12 protein-coding genes are annotated in these 18,179 nt (G+C 67.5%); 5 read left to right on the top strand and 7 right to left on the bottom strand.

Features of this window, described 5'->3' with window-relative positions; all coding sequences use genetic code 11:
• Window positions 1-4: 4 nt before the first annotated feature.
• Window positions 5-370, bottom strand: a complete 366-nt coding sequence (locus E1H18_RS18605; RefSeq protein WP_172271279.1) for a hypothetical protein — start codon at window positions 368-370, stop codon at window positions 5-7.
• A gap of 93 nt (window positions 371-463) precedes the next feature.
• Window positions 464-1,075: a TetR/AcrR family transcriptional regulator gene (locus E1H18_RS18600; protein WP_172271277.1), complete on the bottom strand. Its 612-nt coding sequence runs from the start codon at window positions 1,073-1,075 to the stop codon at window positions 464-466.
• 165 nt (window positions 1,076-1,240) lie between these two features.
• On the opposite strand from E1H18_RS18600, the gene E1H18_RS18595 reads away from it, so the two are divergent.
• Both E1H18_RS18595 and E1H18_RS18590 read left to right on the top strand, forming a co-directional pair.
• Window positions 1,241-2,797, top strand: a complete 1,557-nt coding sequence (locus E1H18_RS18595) for a carboxylesterase/lipase family protein (RefSeq protein WP_172271276.1) — start codon at window positions 1,241-1,243, stop codon at window positions 2,795-2,797.
• Window positions 2,798-2,829: 32 nt separating this feature from the next.
• Window positions 2,830-5,058 (top strand): TonB-dependent receptor, encoded by a 2,229-nt coding sequence (locus tag E1H18_RS18590; RefSeq protein WP_172271274.1) that lies wholly within the window; start codon window positions 2,830-2,832, stop codon window positions 5,056-5,058.
• Between the two features lie 119 nt (window positions 5,059-5,177).
• On the opposite strand, the gene E1H18_RS18585 is transcribed toward E1H18_RS18590, so the two are convergent.
• Window positions 5,178-7,127, bottom strand: coding sequence for a cellulase family glycosylhydrolase (locus tag E1H18_RS18585; RefSeq protein ID WP_172271272.1), 1,950 nt, complete (start codon window positions 7,125-7,127; stop codon window positions 5,178-5,180).
• Between the two features lie 107 nt (window positions 7,128-7,234).
• Between E1H18_RS18585 and E1H18_RS18580 the strand changes: the two genes are divergently transcribed.
• Together E1H18_RS18580 and E1H18_RS18575 are read left to right on the top strand one after the other, a co-directional pair.
• On the top strand, window positions 7,235-8,656 hold the full coding sequence (locus tag E1H18_RS18580) for an MFS transporter (RefSeq protein WP_370526548.1): 1,422 nt from the start codon (window positions 7,235-7,237) through the stop codon (window positions 8,654-8,656).
• Window positions 8,653-10,230, top strand: coding sequence for a tannase/feruloyl esterase family alpha/beta hydrolase (locus E1H18_RS18575; RefSeq protein ID WP_172271270.1), 1,578 nt, complete (start codon window positions 8,653-8,655; stop codon window positions 10,228-10,230). The genes E1H18_RS18580 and E1H18_RS18575 overlap by 4 nt, the downstream gene beginning before the upstream one ends.
• Here E1H18_RS18575 and E1H18_RS18570 read toward each other — a convergent pair.
• The 4 genes from E1H18_RS18570 to E1H18_RS18555 form a co-directional block, all read right to left on the bottom strand.
• Window positions 10,155-11,612: an amidohydrolase family protein gene (locus E1H18_RS18570; RefSeq protein ID WP_206679097.1), complete on the bottom strand. Its 1,458-nt coding sequence runs from the start codon at window positions 11,610-11,612 to the stop codon at window positions 10,155-10,157. The two genes, E1H18_RS18575 and E1H18_RS18570, sit on opposite strands and share 76 nt — an antisense overlap.
• Window positions 11,613-11,641: 29 nt before the next feature.
• A complete protein-coding gene (locus tag E1H18_RS18565; protein ID WP_172271269.1) occupies window positions 11,642-14,941 on the bottom strand; it encodes a TonB-dependent receptor domain-containing protein in 3,300 nt (1,099 codons plus the stop codon).
• Between the two features lie 313 nt (window positions 14,942-15,254).
• Window positions 15,255-15,923 (bottom strand): flavin reductase family protein, encoded by a 669-nt coding sequence (locus tag E1H18_RS18560; protein ID WP_206679096.1) that lies wholly within the window; start codon window positions 15,921-15,923, stop codon window positions 15,255-15,257.
• Window positions 15,920-16,702: a GntR family transcriptional regulator gene (locus E1H18_RS18555; RefSeq protein WP_172271268.1), complete on the bottom strand. Its 783-nt coding sequence runs from the start codon at window positions 16,700-16,702 to the stop codon at window positions 15,920-15,922. Before E1H18_RS18555 ends, E1H18_RS18560 begins: the two co-directional genes overlap by 4 nt.
• A gap of 275 nt (window positions 16,703-16,977) precedes the next feature.
• Here E1H18_RS18555 and E1H18_RS18550 point away from each other — a divergent pair, with 275 nt between their 5' ends.
• Window positions 16,978-18,174, top strand: a complete 1,197-nt coding sequence (locus tag E1H18_RS18550; RefSeq protein WP_206679095.1) for an ABC transporter substrate-binding protein — start codon at window positions 16,978-16,980, stop codon at window positions 18,172-18,174.
• Window positions 18,175-18,179: the final 5 nt, after the last annotated feature.

Below are 18,179 nucleotides of genomic sequence, written 5' to 3'. Positions count from 1 at the left end.
GGGATCAGTGCGCGGCGTGCTGGGCCGGGGCAGGGACCTTGGCCAGGGCCTCGCTCAGCGCCTTCAAGGCGTCCTCGTCGAGATTGGCCTGCGGAAAGGTCGCCAGTTGGCGGGGGGTGAAGTTCTTGATGATCTGGGCGGTGTTGGCCTGGTCCTCAGGCGAGGCTTCGGGCTGGCCAGCGGCCTCGCCGCGCTTGCGGAAGAATTCGCCGAACACGTCGCGGGCCTTGGGGTCGGCGAAGATGTCAGCAATCTTGGTGTCCAGCGTGTAGTGCGGCTGGGCGGGCGTCGTCTCGCGAGCTTGGGCAAGGCTCAGCGGCGCCAGGCAAAGGGCGGCGGCGATCAAGCCGGCCGACATCATACGCTTCATGGTTACTCTCCCCGATCCCGACGCTTTCGCCCATCCTGGCCGCGTCGGTTATCGCCGTTCACGTTATGCAGGTGCATAACGAAAGTCGAGGGGTCAGCGAACAAGAATCGCCGAAAGCGCCTCGGCATGAGCCTCGATCACCTCGGGATCTGATGGATCCAAGCCCCAGACCTGCCGCACCTCAGGCGCCAGGGTGTAGAAGAGCTGGGCCGCGCCGACGAAGATGTAGACGCTGGCCGCCACAGACACCTTGGGCAGGATGCCCTCGCGCTGGCACAGCAAGATGAAGCTTTCGGCGGCCTTGCGGGTCTCGACGATGAACTCCTCGGCCGCCCATCGGAAGCGCTCGCTGTCGCGCACGCTCTCCTGGACCATCAGCCGGGCATGCTCGGGATGACGCGCGGAATAGAGCACCACCGAACGGATCACCGCCTTGGCGAAGTCGCGATACGAACGATAGGCCGGATCGTCGGGGGCCGGCAGCTCCATCTCCTCGGCCTGACGCTGAAACAGATAGGTCACCGCCGAGCGCCACAGGGCGTCCTTGTTGTCGAAGTGGTACTTGATCAGCGCGTGGTGGACACCGGCCTTGGCGGCGATCTCCCGTGTCGAGGCCCCTTCGAAGCCCTGCTCGGAGAAGATCTCCAGCGCCGCCTGGAGGATGCTGGCCTGGGTGGCGGCCTTCTGACGCGCGCGAAGATTCAAGTGGGCTTCCTTGTGGGAGGGCTCGAAGCGAAGAGCCGCGAGACTAGCAACAGTCGCATGGGAATGGAAATTGGTTCACCAATCGGTGAATCAGTCTCGACATTTCATTATGCAACTGCATAACGTGTTGCTCGAGACGGGCCGACAGAGTCCGAGGGAAACGCCATGCTCGACCTGAGCCGAACACGCCACCGCGTCGCGCCGCTTCTGGCGATTGCCGCCTCACTCGCCGCCTGCGGCGCACAGAGCCAGACGCCGCCGGCTCCGCTGACGCCGGTCGAGGTCAGCGTGCAAGAAGGGGCCTTGCGCGGTTCTGTCGACGACGGCGTGCGGATTTTCAAGGGCGTGCCCTACGCGCTGCCCCCTGTCGGCGACCTGCGCTGGCGGCCGCCGCAGGCCGCCCAGGCCTGGACCGGCGTGCGTGACGCCCAGGCCTTTGGGCCAGATTGCATGCAGAACCGGGTCGGATGGGATGACACCCAGACCAAGCTGCCGGTCAGCGAGGACTGCCTGACCCTGAACGTCTGGACGCCGGAAGGCGCGAAGCGGGCGCCGGTCATGGTCTGGATCCACGGCGGCGGCTTCGTCATGGGCTCGGGCAGCCAGCCGGTGTTTGACGGCGCGGCCCTGGCCCGGCGCGGCGTCGTGGTGGTGACCTTCAACTACCGCCTGGGCCGCTTCGGATTCTTCGCCCATCCGGCCTTGAGCGCCGAACACGCCGACGACCCCAAGGCCAATTACGGTTTCATGGACCAGATGGCCGCCCTGGCTTGGGTGAGGGCCAATATCGCGGCGCTGGGCGGGGATCCCAAACGGGTGACGATCTTCGGCCAGTCGGCCGGCGGCGGGTCTGTCGCTCAGATGATGCTGATCCCCGGTGCGCGCGATCTCTTCCAGCAGGCCATCGTCCAGTCGGGCGGCGGGCGGGATGTCTGGCCGCTGCTGGCCGCCGACCGCCCGGGCAAGGCCTCCGCCGAGGCTATTGGCGTCGCCTTCGCGGAGAAAGCGAATGCGAAGGCCGCCGACGCCGCGACCCTGCGCGCCCTGCCGGCCGCCAAGCTGCTGGGCAAGCTCGATCTTCTGAACATGGAGGAGGCGATCTTCTCCGGCCCCGTGATCGACGGCCGACTGGTCACCGGCTCGGCGGTGGAGGGCTTCACGGCCGGCCGCCAGGCCAAGGTCCCGCTGCTGGTCGGGGCCAACAGCGACGAGCTGGGCATCATCCCCGGCTTCCTGAAGGGCATGTTCGCGGGCCGGACGATCGCCCAGTTGGGCCTGCCGGAAGACAAGCTGCTGGCGATCTACGGATCGAAGTCTGCGCTCAACAACGACCTGCCAGGCGACGCCACCTTCGTCGAGCCAGCCCATGCCCTGGCGCAACGGGCGACCAAGAGCGGCCAGCCGGTCTGGAGCTACAGCTTCGGCTATGTGGCCCAGGCCAAGCGCAAGGATTGGCGCGGCGCACCGCACTCCAGCGACCTCGGCTACGCCTTCGACACCTTGGACAAGCTGAAGGACCCACCGACCGCCGCCGACCAGGCGATGGCCAAGAGCTGGGCCGACGCCTGGGTCGCCTTCGCCAAGACCGGCGATCCGGGCTGGGCCCGCAACGCCCTGGCGACCGATCAGAGAATGACCGTCACCAACGACGGCATGGCGATGGCGGCGACGCCAGAGCGCATCAAGGCCCTGGGAGCCCTTCGGGACAGCCCGGCGCGCTGACAAAGACCAACAAAGAAAAGGGGAGGGGTACCATGAGACATTTGAAGACGGCGCTGGCGCTGGGGAGCTCGCTGGCGGCCCTGGCCGCCGGCCAGGCCCAGGCTCAGGAGAGCAAGGCGGCCGAGGCGCTGACCATCACGGAGGTGGTCGTCACCGCCCAGAAGCGCGAGGAGAAGCTGCAGGACGTGCCGGTGGCCGTCAGCGTGGTCGGGGAGGCCGACCTGCAGCGGCGCAACATCGGCAATATCGACCAGCTGAAGCTCGTTGTGCCCAGTTTCGAGGCGACATCCTTCGGCGTGTCGGTGCGCGGCGTCGGCACCTCGACCTTCTCGACCTCGATCGAGCCGACGGTCTCGACCGTGCTGGACGGCGTGGTTTTGAGCCGGCCGGAAATGGCGCTGGGCAGCTTCTATGACGTGTCCCGGGTCGAGATCCTGCGCGGACCGCAGGGCATGCTGTTCGGCAAGAACGCCTCCGCGGGCCTGGTCAGCATCACCACCAACGCGCCCAAGCTGGGCCGCGTCGAGGCCATCGCCAACGTCAATCTGGGCGGCGACGGCTACAACAAGTCCGACCTGACCGCGAACCTGCCGCTGGGCGACAAGGCCGCCCTGCGTGTGGTCGGTTTCGTCAACAAGCTGGACGGCGTGATCCACAATCCCCGAGACGGCCGCAGCTTCAATGGCAACGACGAATGGGGCGGCCGCGCCAAGCTGCTGTGGCGGCCTTCGGACAGGGTCGACGTGCTGATCACCGCCGACTACGCCAAGCAGGACCAGTCGATCGCCTGGTCGCCCTACAGCACCGGCCTTGGCCTGATGAGCCTGGCCCTGGCGGCCTGCGGGGTGAAGGCCTCGCCGCAGAACACCGACATCTGCATCGACGGCCCACAGTACAAGGACCGTGAGAACTACGGCTTCTCGGCCCAGGTCGACTGGAGCCTGCCGGGCGGCCTGACCCTGACCTCGATCACCGCCGGCCGCCGCGCCTTCGACTTCAGCGAGGGCGACTCCGACAGCCTGCCGCTGAACATCCTCAACACCAACATCTCCAACCAGGACCTGCGCCAGGTCAGCCAGGAACTGCGTCTGGCTTCGCCCGCCGGCGAGCGGTTGGAGTACGTGGCGGGCCTCTATTACTACCGCCAGAAGACCGATCAGGTGACCGACCAGCGCGGCACGTTCGGCGTCACGCCGATCCCGATCGTCAATTCGACGATCCGCAGCCTGGTCGATGCCGAGAGCTACGCCGCCTTCGGCCAGACCAGCTTCCAGCTGACCGACAAGCTGTCGCTGATCGGCGGGGCGCGTCTGACACACGACAAGGTCAGCCTGGACTTCAACCAGTTCACCCGCCCGGGCTTCATCGGCATCAACCCAACCGTCGTCTTCGACGACACGGCCAAGGAAACCAACCTTTCCTGGAAGATCGGCGCCCAGTACCAGCTGGCGCAGCGGGCGATGGGCTACGCGACGATCTCGCGTGGCTACAAGGGTCCGGGCTTCAACCAGACCGGCGTCTCCAACGCCACGACCAAGCAGGCGGTCGGCCCCGAGATCCCGACCAGCTACGAGGTCGGCGTCAAGACGACCCTGCTGGGCGGGCTGGCGGTGCTGAACCTGGCGGCGTTCTCGACCAAGTTCGAGGACTATCAGGCTCAAACCGTCGACTTCAGCCTGACCCCGCCGGCCTTCCGCACGATCAACGCCGGCGATCTCAAGACCAAGGGCTTCGAGGGCGACCTGACCGCCGTCCTGGCCCCAGGCCTGCTGGTCATGGCCTCGGCGGCGTATATCGACGCCAAGTACGGCACGTTCGCGCCGCTGTCGTGCGATCCGATCTCGACGCCGGTGGGCTGCGTGCTGATCGCGCCGGGCATCTACGGCTTCAACGCCTCGGGCAAGCGGCTGGGCGGAGTGTCCAAGTGGAAGACCAGCTTGGCGGCGGTCTATGAGCGTCCGATCGGTCACGGCCTGCAGCTGAACGCCTCGGCCGACTATGGCTGGCGCGACGCGCAGAACGCCGCCGCCACCGGCACGGCCGCCACCCGGATCAGAAGCTATGGCGTCCTGGGCGCGACCCTGGGGCTCGGGGCCGAGAACGATCGCTGGCGCCTGGCGGTATGGGGCAAGAACCTGACGGACAAACGCTATCCCAGCGCGCTGTTCGCTACGCCGTTCGGTGGACTGGGGGACTACAGTCAGGTCCTGACCGGCGACGCCTTCCGCCGTTACGGGGTGACCTTGAACGTTCGGTACTGAGTTCGGCGACGGCCCGGGGCCCTCCCCATCGGGCAGCCGGGTCGGATGGCGCGTTTCCTCCTGCTCGACACGCCGCGCCCATGGCCGGAGGGTTCGTCCCTCCGGCCTTCTTTTTGTGGCTAGGCGGGCTGGACGGAGATCGACAACGGGCCAGCCCCGGCGGCCCAGACCAGCAGCTTCTGAGCGGCGCGGTCGTGACGCCATTTGGCGTCGCCTTGCGAGGCCTCGACCGAGACGCCGTTCGGGAAGCGGACCTCCGGCACGAAGATCTCGGTTGGAGCATCGATCGTCGGGTCGGCCTCAATCACCAGATCCAGGCGATCATCGGCGTAGCGCACGGTCTCGATCACGCCCTGGACCAGCGGCGCATAGGGCCTGCAGAAGCCCAGCAGCGCTCGCGCCCCGGCGTCCGGGTCATTCGGCGCGACGCCGGCAGCCTGGTCGGGCGAATAGATCGACAGATCCTCCTGGTTCCAGCCGTCGCCGATCCGCAGGTCGTTGCGGTTGTCGGCGGTGTAGTTCCACTGGGTCGAAGACAGCTTCAGGGCGTCCAGGGCGTCGTACATCAGCGACAGCGCCTGAGCGTGGGCGGTCCAGACCTGCTCGCCGCGCTCTCCCTGGGCCCAGGCCCCGAAGGCGTCGCCGTGGTTCAGATCGTACGGGATGCCGAACTCGCCGATCAGGGTCGGGGCGCCGGCGTCGCCGAAGCGCGTGCCCAGCCAGGCGATATAGGCCATCTGGTTGAAGTACTTGGCCTTCAGCGGATCGGTGGGCTGGTCAGGGTCGAAGCGCTTCTTGCGCAGGATGTCGACGTCGTACCAGTGGCTGGCGTTGACGCTGCGGGCCGGCATGGCCTCGGGGAACATCCGGCCTGTGCCGACGAGGTAGGGGCACAGTTCGGCGAAGACCAGCCAGTCGGGACGCACGGCGCGGATGGTCTCGGCCACCCGGGCGAAGAACGGCGCCATGCATTCCGCCTCATGGTCGATGACCTTGCCGTCGCGCACCCGGAAGAAGTCCTCGTCCAGCACCACGTCGCCGGCCGCGTCGCAACGCCAGGCACCGGCCTGCTCGAACGGATCGGGGCCATGGTCCAGCCAGATCGACACGCCGGCTTCGTTGGCCGGATCGTGGCCGATCACCTGCAGAACGCCGCGCTCATCGCTCCAGCCCAGGCGGGCGACCTCGACGTTACGGCCACGGGCGGCGCGCAGGCCGTCCAGCGGCGTCCAGCTTGGACCCGGCCAGACGGGCAGGGGATCTTCCGGCGTCGCGCGCAGGCGCGGTTGGCTGGTCGGCAGCCCCACCCAGCCGAGGCCCGGCTCGTTGAAGGTGTCGAAGCCGATGACGTTGTCCAGGTGCGCCACCCGCCGCGCCACGGCGGCCATGGCCCCCAGATAGTGGTCCTGCAAATAGCACTGAACGTTGCGGCCCTCGACCATCCAGTCGGGGGTCAAGAGCTCGCCGGCGAAGAAGGCGGTCCAGGCGATACAGTTCGCAGCCAGCCGGTAGTTGGTCGGCCAGCTCATCATCGGATAGCGGTCTTCCTGCCGCCGGTCCTCGCTGGCGTAGTCATAGCGGTGCTGCATGACGTGGGCGGCGTCGGCGGCGTCGAACTTGGTGAAGTCCAGGCCCAGCGCCTCGAACGCCCAGCCGGGCGCGCCGTCGCCGCCGCTCATCCGGCTCCAGACGTCCTGGTGGAAATCCACGAAGACGAACAGGCCGTAAGCCTTGGCCCGCTCCACGACGGCGGTGAAATAGTCGAGATAGGCCTCGTCATATTGGCCCGGCCCCGCATGCTCGACCGCCTCCCAGGTGGTCAGCAGACGCAGGGTGTTGAAACCCCAGCGGGCGAGGCGGCCCAGGTGCTCGTCCGCGTCCTCGAGCGGGAAGGGGCGGCCCACGAAGCTGACCGTGCGATGGTCGGAAAAGTCGCTGGGCCGGTCGGTGCCGCCGTCGGGCCAGGGGACCTTGCAGTCGCCGCCCAGATTGACCCCGCGCAGGATCGCATGACGCCCGTGCGCGTCGACGAACCGGCTTCCAAGAACATCGATAGACGGCTTTGACATTCCGCTCCCCCAAAGGCATTGTCTGTTTCGTTATACAAGTGGTGAATAAACGGGGCGCGCCGATTGGTCCAGCCCCGAACGGGGGAGGCGATCAGGGAATGCCAAGCGTGGCTGTAAGCGCGTTGGGGGGCGACGCCCCTCGGCTGACGGCTGTCCGGAAGGCGGCGATCGGGATCGGGGACTTCGGCTTCAATCTGTATTGGCAGACGGCCGGGCTCTACCTGCTGTTCTTCTATACCGACGTGCTGGACCTGCCGGCGGCGACCGCCGGCTTCATCTACATGGCCGCCCTGATCTGGGACGCAGCGCTGGATCCGGTCCTGGGCGTGGTGGTCGATCGCACCCGCACGCGCATGGGGCGTTACCGGCCCTATTTGCTTTTGGGGGGAGCGCCGCTGGCGCTCGGGTTCGTGGCGGTGTTCGCCGGACCGGTCTGGCCGGCCAGGGGCGCGGTCGTGTTCGCGGCCCTGACGCACCTGCTGTTCCGCACCCTCTATGCCGTGGTTTCGATCCCTTATGCGGCGCTGTTCGCCCGCATCACCCGCGACAGCACCCAGCGGGGCGACATGGCCGGCGTGCGCATGGTGTTCGGCACCCTGGCGGCGATCGCCGTGGCCGCCCTGACCCTGCCGCTGGCCCAGGCCCTGTCGACGCCCGAAGCGCCGCGCCGGGGCTGGCTGATCCTCTCGGCGCTCTACGGTGTCATAGCCGCCCTGTGCCTGCTGGCCGTCGCCTGGGCCGCGCGCGGTCTGGACACAGCCGAGGAGGCCGCGCCGCCGCCGCGCCCGGTCCGCGACGTCCTGCGCAGCCTGGCCGCCAATCGCGCCCTTCTGCTGGTGCTGGGCGCCGTGGTTCTGAGCGCTTTCGCCGGCACGATGTTCTCCAAGAACCTGCTGTATTATTTCAAGTATGTGGTCGGCGACGCCAAGCTCGGCAGCGCCGCCCTGGCCATCGGCGCCCTGACGGCGGCGATCTGCGTGCCAGCCTTCGCGGTCGTGGTGCGTCTGGCGGGCAAGCGCGCCGCCTGGCTGATCGGCGCAATCCCAGGCCTGGCCGGGTTGGTGCTGTGGCATCTGGCGGACGGGCAGGGCGTGACCCTGTTGTTCGCCGCCGTGGCCCTGCAGGCCATGGGCCTGGCGTCCTATGTCGTCTGCTTCTGGGGCATGCTGCCCGACACCGTCGAGTACGGCGAATGGCGCACCGGCGTGCGCACCGAGTCGCTGGTCTTCGGCCTGGTCGTGCTGGGGCAGAAGGCAGCGCTAGGCCTGGGCGCAGGGTTCCTCGGCATCGCCCTGACCCATGTCGGCTATGTGCCGAACGCCGCGCAGAGTCCCGAGACCCTGGCCGGCATCAAGGCGATGATGTTCTGGATCCCGCTGGCCGGCGGCCTGGCCTCGGCCGGACTGATCGCCTTCTACCCCATCACCCGCGCGTCGCACGAGACCATGGTGGCCGAGATCGCCGCCCGCTCGGCCGATGCGCCGGTCGCCCCCACCAAGCTTTCGCTGCAAGAGACGGTGATCCAATGAACCGCGCCGCTTACCTGGCCGCTCCTCTGGCCATTCTGGGAACGCTGGCGCTGGCCGGCCAGGCCCATGCCGCCACGCCGTGCGATGACCTCGCCGACATCAAGATCCCCGGCGCGACCATCACCGCGGTCAAGGCCATGGGCGTCGGCGCGCTGCAGGCGATCGAGGTCTTCGGCATCCCCCCGCTGCCGACCAGCGCCGCCTATTGCCGGGTCAACGCCACCCTGAAGCCGACGCCGGCGTCGTCGATCCAGGTCGAGGTCTGGCTGCCGCCGCAGGAAACCTGGAACGGCAAGTTCATGGCCACCGGCAACGGCGGATATGGCGGCACGCTGGGTGGGCCGCGCCTGGCCATGCGTCCGGCGGTCAAGGCCGGCTACGCCGTGGCCGGGACCGACATGGGCCACACCGAGGACGGCGCTGGCGGCTCGGCCGACTGGGCGCTGAACCAGCCCGAGAAGATCGCCGACTGGGGCCATCGCGCCAATCACGAGACGGCCCTCTTCGCCAAGGCTCTGATCGCCGCGCACTATGGCCAGGGTCCGCGGCGGGCCTATTTCACCGGCTGCTCGGATGGCGGCCGCGAGGCGTTGATGGAGGCCCAGCGCTATCCGGGCGACTTCGACGGGATCGTCGCTGGCGCGCCGGCCAACGCCTGGACCCGGCTGATGGCCAGCTTCGCCTGGAGCTGGAAAGCCGTGCACGAGGACCCGGCCAGCCGCATTCCCGACGCCAGCCTGGCTATCGTCCAGAAGGCGGCGCTGGCCCAGTGCGACAAGCTGGACGGCGTCGTCGACGGCGTCATCGAGGATCCCCGCCGCTGCCGCTTCGATCCCGTCGTGGTCCAATGCCAGGACGGCCAGACCAAGGACTGCCTGACGTCGGCCCAGGTCGCGGGCCTGCGCAAGCTGTATCAGGGGCCGCGCGACGCCCGGGGCAAGTCGATCCTGCCCGGCTTCCCAGCCGGCGGCGAGGCCACGCCCGGCGCCTGGCCGCTGTGGATCAGCGGCGAGAAAGCCCAGCACCCGTCCTTCGCCCGCTCGTTCTTCGCCAACTTCGTCTATTCCGACACCGGCTGGCAGCTGGCCCAGCTGAACCTCGACAAGGACCTGAAGGCCGCCAAGGCGATCGCGCCCGTGGTGGCGTCCGACAATCCCGACCTCTCGGCCTTCAAGGCGCGGGGCGGCAAGCTGATCCTGTTCCACGGCTGGTCGGACGCGGCGATCACGCCGCTGGCCACGATCCAGTACTACGACGCCGTGCGTGGCAAGATGGGGGTGAAGTCAGCCGACGCGTTTTCTCGGCTCTTCATGGTTCCGGGCATGTCGCATTGCTTCGGCGGACCAGGACCCAACAGCTTCGACATGCTGGCGACGCTGGATGCCTGGGTCGAGGGCGGCGCCGCGCCGAACCAGGTCATCGCGGCCAAGACCGACAACGACTATGCCGAACTCCTGGGCATGCCGGCCAAGACCTTGCGGACGCGGCCGCTGTGCGCCTATCCCAAAACCGCCCGTTGGGACGGCAAGGGCTCCACGGACAGCGCCGCCAGCTTCCGCTGCGAGCTGGAGTGACGACGACTCGTCGCCACGCCTTCCTGCGCTAGGCCCGCTTCGGGAATTGGCCGGCCGCCAAGACGCCTCGGTGCAGCACCGTCTGGCGCCTGGGCAGCCGCGCCACGGTCTCGGCCGAACAGGCGGCGTCGACCAGCACGCAGTCGGCCGGGTCGCCGACCTTGGGCCACAGCTGTTCGCCGGACGGCGACAGCGGCGTGATCCCGCCCGTCGGGATCTTCAGGGCCTGGCCGAGGCTCAGCTCGTCGGACCAGCCGTAGAGCTGGCAAGCCAGCTTGGCCTTTTCCAGTACGTCGCCGCTGCCGAACACGGACCCAGTGGTCGACGACGCTGTCGGTGCCCGTGAACACCTTCACGCCCGCCGCCTGCAGGGTCGGGATCGGCATGACCCGACCGCCGAACGGCACGGTCGAGGCGATCGAGACTCCGGCCGCGTTCAAGCGCTGGGCCATGTCGGCGGCGGCGCCCTTGTCCAGCGACATCAGCGAGAAGGCGTGGCTGATCGTGACGCGATCCTTCAGCACCGGGTTCTTGGCCGTGATGTCGGTGATCCGGTTGATCGCGGCGACGCCGCTCTCGCCTGGTTCATGGATGTGGATGTCGACCCCGGCTTTCTCGTCGAGAGCGATCTGCATCATGGTGTCGACCGACTTCTCCATGCCGCCATCGACGGCGGTGGGGTCGATGCCGCCGACATGGGTGGCGCCGGCGCGGATGGCTTGGCGCATCGTCTGCTCCAGCCCGATGCTGACGAGGCCATGCTGCGGGAAGGCGACGATCTCGTGGCCGAAGTCGGCGTTGTGACGCTCCAGCGCCGCCCTCAGCTTTTCGACATGCTGGGTCCCGACCACCTTGTCGACGTTGCACTGGCTGCGCGCGAAGGTCGTGCCGTTCCCTTGCAACAGCGCCACCAGGGCTTCTGCGCGGGGCTCCAGCGTCGGCAGCATCTGGGGCAGCAGGGTATGCTCCAGCTGGATCTGGCCGGCGATGCCGCCCTTGCGCTTGCGAGGCGCGCGCCACGGACCGCCGTAGAAGGTCTTGTCCAGGTGGATGTGCATGTCGCGGAACGACGGCAGCATCAGCAGGCCGCCAGCGTCGTAGACGGTCGCGCCGGGCGGGATCGCCTGGCCGGCCGGCAGGATCGCGGCGATCACACCCTTGTCGATCTTGAGGGTCTTCAGCTCGGTGCGGGTGGCGATCACCTCGTCGCCCTCGCGCTCGTAGCCCGTCTCCAGCTTGACGTTGCGCAGGTAGTAGGCGCTGGCCGGGGCGGGCTTGGCCTCCGCGCGCGCCTGGCCGGAGGTCGTCGCCGCCAGGCCCAGCGCACCGGCCGCGAGGCCGCCGGCGCCGAGCAGGGCCCGGCGCGAGAGATCAGGAGTCATGGGTTCGCTCTGGTTGGTCATGTCGGCCTCTAGAACTTGTAGCGGACGCCCAGCTTCACCTGCCAGACGGACTGGGCGTTGAAGCTGGAAGCGGCCTTCGAGGTGAAGCGGTCGTACTGATAGAAATTGCCTGTCCCCGCCGAACAGCCCACGCCGGTGAACTGGCAGTTGCGCGCGACGATGTTGGACGAGACGTAGGGGCTGGGGACCTGCTGGATCACGCCCCACTTGTTGTTGATCATGTTCCCCAGGTTCTCGACGTCGACATAGATCTCGGCCTTGGCCGCATGGGGGAAGAAGGCCGGAGCCTCCTGGCTGATGCGGATGTCGACGGTGGTGACCTCGGGCGACTTGAAGGCGTTGCGAGGCGTGATCTTGCCGGCATAGTCGATCAGGCCGGTCGTCTTCAGGAAGGCGTTGAACGCCGCGAAGTCGAAGCCGGGCGCATAGGTGATGATCGGATCGCTGGTCGCGGTGACCGCGCCGTTCGAGGTCTTGGGCACATACAGCAGCTGGCGGTTGCGCGAGGCGTTCGCGCCGTTCTCGCCGACCAGCACGTCGGCCGCCTGAGACGCGTTGGCCCCGACATCGAAGCTGTAGCTGAACGGCAGGCCCGAGCGGCGCTGGGCGAACAGCGTGATGCCCGTGCGGTAACCGGTGAAGAACTCGTGGCGATAGTTCAGCGCCAGCTTGCTCAGATGGCGGAACTCGTAGTTCGAGGTCGCCAGCGACGGGTTGTTGGGATTGTCGGTGGCCACGCCGTTGTAGTTTGCGGCCGCGACCGTGCTGACCCCTGGATTGACGTCCTTGGAGTTGATGTAGGTGTGCGACAGCTGGGCGTCGAGGCCGTCCAGCAGGCCGCCGGACCAGTGCTTGCCCACCGCGAGACCCAGCTGGTCGGCGTGACCCTTGCCGGTGTTGGTGACGAAGATGTCGTAACGGTTGTCGCGGTTGCGCAGGAAGGTCGGACGGCCATCCGGCGCGGCGGGGCCGGGATTGGCCTTGCTGTAGAGGTCCTCCCAGGTCACCGCGTCGTTGACCTCGGTTCGGATATATTCGGCGCTGACCCGCCAGTCGTCGCCGCCATAGCGGCCGAGATCGAAGCTCTTCTGGACGCCGATCGAGGCCTTCCACGACGACTGCGGCTTGAAGTCCGGATCCAGGATGTTGGTGATGCCCTGGCCGGTGGCGGCGCTCTGGGTGTTGAGGGCCTGGACGGTGGCGTTGACGGTCTTGGCGTCGACATTGTTCAGGGCGGTCACGCAGGCGGCGCTGGCGGTGGCCGTGCGGCTGCAGTTGACGTTCCCGAGCACGATGCCGGTGTTGTAGAAGGTGTTGGCCGTCCAGACGGTGGGCGAGCCGCCGCCAAACAGACCGACGCCGCCATAGACGGTCAGGGTCGGATCGGGCTGCCAGTTGAAGCCGATGCGCGGCTGCAGGAGATGCTTGCCGCCCAGGTTGGCGCCGTTGTCCAGACCGTAGCGGGCCATGACCACCGGGTTGCTCTGCGGCCTGTCGCTCTGCTCGAACCAGTCGTAGCGCAGGCCGGCCTTCAGGGTCAGGTTCGGCAGGACCGACCATTCGTCCTGCAGATAGGCGGTGTTCATGGTCGAGTGGATGGTCGCCCCGCCGTGAGCCTTGTTGTTGTCGCCGGCGTTGGCATAGGCCAGCGATGAGGCCTGGCGCGCCTGCAGGTCGGCGATCGAGTTGAAGACATAGGCGCCGTTGGCGTTCTGGACGAACAGGTCCCAGATCTTCAGGGCCTCGCGCTCGTAGCCGCCGGTGATCCTGTGATTGCCCAGGGTGTAGATGCCTTTGGCGCGGTACTGCTGCAGATAGGTGGTCAGCTCGTTGGCCTGGTACGAGGCGTCGGTGCCGGCATAGATGCTGGGGCCCGTGGTCGCGCCATTCAGATAGACCCGGAACTGGGCGTAATCGGTTCCCGCGAGCGGCGTCGAGGGGTTGTCCATCTTCTTGTAAGAGGCGCTGAGCTCGGTGGTGAAGTTCTCGGTCCAGTTCGAGAACAGCTGCGCCTTGTAGACGTCGAGATTGTTCTCGCGCTCGATGTATTTGGACAGCAAGCCCAGCGAGGTGGAACTGCCGGTCAGGGTGTTGCCCGAGGCGCTGAGGCTGGAGCCATAGGTGCGCTGGTAGGACACCGTCGCGCGGTGGCGGTCGTTGATGTTCCAGTCCAGCTTCCCAAACCACTTCTCGTCGCGGTTCGGGAACTCTGAGGCGGTGTAGCCAAGCGGATCATAGCCGTAGACCGACTTGATGATCTCGCGGACCTGTTCGGCCTGGGCGACGGTGACGCCAGGCACCTCGTTGGGCATGCCCGAGCCGGTCGGGCCGGTCAGCGACGGCTCCAGGTGCTCGAACTTCTCGTAGTTGAAGGTGAAGAACAGCCGGTCCTTGATGATCGGGCCGGTCAGGGTGACGCCCCAGGTCTTCTCGGAGAACTTGCCGCCCAGGGTGCGTCGCTGCAGCGAGCCGTCCTGGAAGTCGGTGTACTGGAACTTCTTGCCCTGCAGGTTCTGGTTGGTGTTCTCGAAGAAGGCCGCGCCGTGGAAGGCGTTGCCGCCGGACTTGGTGGTGGCGTTCAGCGTGCAACCGCCGAACGAGCCGTAGTTGACGTCGTAGGGCGCAATCTCGACGCCCAGGGTCTCGACGATGTCCATCGAGACGGGCGAGCGCTGGGTCGGATAGCCGTTGGCCTGTAGGCCGAAATCGTCGTTCTGGCGCACGCCGTCGATGGTCAGCGAGTTGGAGCGGTTGTTGGCCCCGCCGCAGATCAGCGCCTTGTTGTTGGTCGAGTCGATGGCCACGAACGGGTTCATCCGCGCCACGTCCTTCAGGTCGCGACTGATGGAGGGGGCCAGCTGGATCTCGGCGGCGCTGAAGTTGGAGCTGGGGCCGGTCTTCAGGTCCTTGGCGCCCACGGAAGCGGCGGTGACGACCACGGCGTCGACCGAGCCGGTCTCCAGAGCGAAGTTCAGCTGGAAGGCGTCGCCGGTATTGATCGACGGGACCTGGACGGACTTGGCGCCGTACTGGCTGGATTTCGCCGTCACGACGTAGGGACCGCCCGGACGCAGGTTGCGGGCCGAGAAGCCGCCGTCGGCATTGGTGGTCGTATTGGTCGTGGTGTCCGACGGGGCGTGGACGATGGTGACCGGGACACCGGCCAGCGGCGCGCCAGCCTCGTCGGTCAGGCGCCCCTGGATGGCGCCGGTGATCACCTGGGCGCGAACCACCATCGGTGCGGACGCCACGGCCATCGCGATCACCCCGAACGCGACGCTGGACGCAAGCCTTCTTGAAAACGACATCGCCAAATCCCCTCTGTGCGAGTCCGATCCGCGTATCCCCACGCGGCGGTCGCCCTGGAGCGGGGCCGGCCTCGCCGACCGCCCGCCCTGGGCGCGTCCTTAGGGAGCCAGAGGTTTCGTCGATGATCTAAAATTAAATCGTCGACGATTTGAATATATGACGTCGACGTTAATGTCTGCCGGATTTTTAGCGCCCGAGAACGGCTGATGCTTGCAACAGCGGCGCCCGGAAGCGGTTTTGAGGGTTTGAAAGGGCAGGGAAGGTCGCCGGAAGGGCGACAGATCGTCGACGATCAGGTCGCAGTCGTGTCGACTACAGACGGTCGATCTCGGTCTCGCGGACCTTCTCTGCGCCACCTTCCAACGAGAAGCGGTCGCGAGTCGTGACGTAGAAGCTGGCCCCGAAGCGGCCGACCGGGAAATAGTCCTGCAGGCTAACACGCCAGGTTGTGGAATCGACCAGCCCCTCGCGGGCGTGCAGGTGCAGCACCTTGCCGAAGAAGATCAGTCGGCTCTCGGTGCGGACGGTCTCCCACAGGGCGCATTCGAAGGCGACGGGCGCCTCGGCGATGCGCGGCGGTGCCACCTCGACCGACGGGGCCGACGTCAGGCCGACCAGGTCCAGCTCGCTCTCGTGTGAGGGAATGGCCTCTCCACAGGCATGCATCTTGGCCGCGATGGCTTCGTCGGTCAGATGGACCACGAACTGGCCCGTGGCGGTGATGTTGGCGGCGGTGTCCTTCAGCGCGCCGTCGGCCAGCATGTTGACGCTGATCATCACCAGCGGCGGATCCTCGCCCAGCATGTTGAACATGCTGAAGGGCGCGGCGTTGACCACGCCGTCGGCGTTGACGGTGGTGACCAGGGCGATCGGCCGAGGGACGATCAGGCTCGCCATCAGCTTGTAGCGTTGATAGGCGGTCAGCTTGGCGAAATCGACGTGCATGGCGACCGTCCGGCTGGAGGGGAGGGCGGCGATCACGCCAGGTTGAGCATCTGGGCCAGGGTCTTCACCGAGGATGGCCGCTCCAGGCAGATGCGATCCTCCAACCCGACCAGGTGGGCGTTCATCGCCGCCACGGCCCGCGCTGCGTCGCCCTTGGAGATGGCGTCGACGATGTCGCAATGCTCCTCATGCTCGCAGGCGGCGTTGCCGGCCGGTTCGTACAGGGCGACGATCAGCGAGCAGCGCGAGATCAGTTCGGTCAGATAGCCCAGCAGGATCGGATTGCCGCCCAATGCCGCCACCCGCAGGTGGAAGTTGCGCGCGGTCTGGGCCCAGGCCGGCTGGTAGGCGTTGCTCATCGCCTCTTCCTCCTGCCGGAGCAGGGCGTGAAGTTCGTCGATGTCCTTGCCGCTGTGGCGCTTGACCGCCAGCTCGACCAGGGCCGCCTCCAAGGCCCGGCGGGCTTCGAAGATCTTGCGGGTCTCTTCCGGCGTCGGAGCGGCGATCACCGCCCCGCGGTTGGGGCGCAGCTCGATGATGTGGTCATGTTCCAGGCGCTGCAGCACCTTGCGCACCACGGCGCGACTGACGCCGAACAGGTCGCAGAGCGCCGGCTCGGGCAGCTTGGTTCCCGGCGGCAGGCGTTGATTCAGAACGCCGTCGAACACCGACTGATAGATACGCTGCTCGACGTCGCCGCTTCCGTCGACCGGCGCGATGCCGCCCATGTCGGTCTTGGCGGGGCCGCGCGTGGCCTTGCCTCTGCCGCTGGCGGCGGACTTGCGGGGCGCGGCGGATGCGGTTTGCTTGGTCATGACGTAAGCCGGTAAACGAAGATGGGGTTGTAGGCCCGCCAGGTTGCGTTCAGCGCAAGCGCCAACCGATACGTCCTGACGTCGTTGACCGCAGATTGCCGTGATGGCGAGCAATCTGACAACGACTTTTGTCGACTTTTTGCACACATCAACTGTCGACCAATAAATCTTCATATCGTCGACGATTTTGCGATCGATCTTGCGTCGACCGCCGACTTAGCTGGGGTCAGACGCCGCCGCGAGGGGCGTATGGCCCTGATCCTAGAGGTGCGCCCATGCCGCAACCCTCCCGACGTACTCTTCTGATTGGCGGCGGCGCCGTCATGGCCCTGGGCGGGGCGGCGATCGCGCTCAAGCGCCCCGGCGGCGGCGAGCCGATCAAGATCGGCCTGATCACTGCGCTGTCGGGCCAATCGGCTCGCTCGGGCGAGGCGATCTCCCGCGGCCTGACCGTGGCCATCGACGAGATCAACGCCGCCGGCGGCCTGCTGGGCGGGCGGCAGGTCGAGCTGATCCGCCGCGACGACGAGAGCAGCCCCGCCAAGGGCGTTACCGCCGCGCGCGAGCTGATCTTCAAGGAAAAGGTCGCGGTGCTGGTCGGTGGTCTCGACACCCCGGTGGCCCGCGCCATCGTGCCGATCGCCACCCAGGCCAAGACCCCGTTCATGGTGCCTTGGGCGGCGGGCACCGCCATCACCCACAACGGCGCCGACCCCAACTTCGTGTTCCGCGTCTCGGCCGTCGACGAGGAGGTCGACAAGGCCATGGTCGCCTACGCCCGTGAGGTGTTCAGCGCCCGCAAGCCCGGCTTGATCATGCTGAACAACCCCTGGGGCGAGTCGAACGAAAAGGGCCTGCAGGCGGCGCTTTCCGCCACGGGCCTGTCGCCGGCCGGCTCGGAACGCTTCGAAGCCTCGGACATCGATGTCACGCCGCAACTGGGCCGCTTGCGGGCGGCGGGCGCGGACGCCCTGCTGCTGGTCGGCACGGTCGGCCCCTCGGCCCAGGTCGTGAAATCTCTGGATCGCATGGGCTGGACCGTCCCCGTCGTCTCGCACTGGGGGCCCGCCGGCGGACGCTTCGGCGAGCTGGCGGGGCCGAACGCTGGCCGCGTCAAGTTCGTCCAGACCTACAGCTTCGCCGGTCCCTCCAGCCCCATCCGCGACCGGGTGATGACCGCGCTGAAGGCCAAGTACGCCGACATCAAGGGGCCGGCCGACGTCACGCCGGCGGTCGGCGTGGCCAACGCCTACGACGCCATGCACCTGACCGCCCTGGCCATCGCCAAGGCCGGCTCGACCGACGGCGACGCCGTCCGGCGCGGCTATGCCGGCGTGGAGGTCTATGATGGCCTGATCAAGCGCTACGAAAGACCGTTCGCGACCAGCCATGATGCTCTGGGTCAGCAGGACTATGTCTGGGCGCAGTTCGAAGGCGATCACATCGTCCTCGCCTCGCCCTCGCGCGTCTAGGCGGC

This window comes from Caulobacter sp. RHG1, from assembly GCF_013181195.1.
In the GTDB taxonomy this organism is placed as follows: Bacteria; Pseudomonadota; Alphaproteobacteria; order Caulobacterales; family Caulobacteraceae; genus Caulobacter.
The sequence above is the reverse complement of the archived record's forward strand: the minus strand, read 5'-3'. Positions and strand labels throughout refer to the sequence as shown.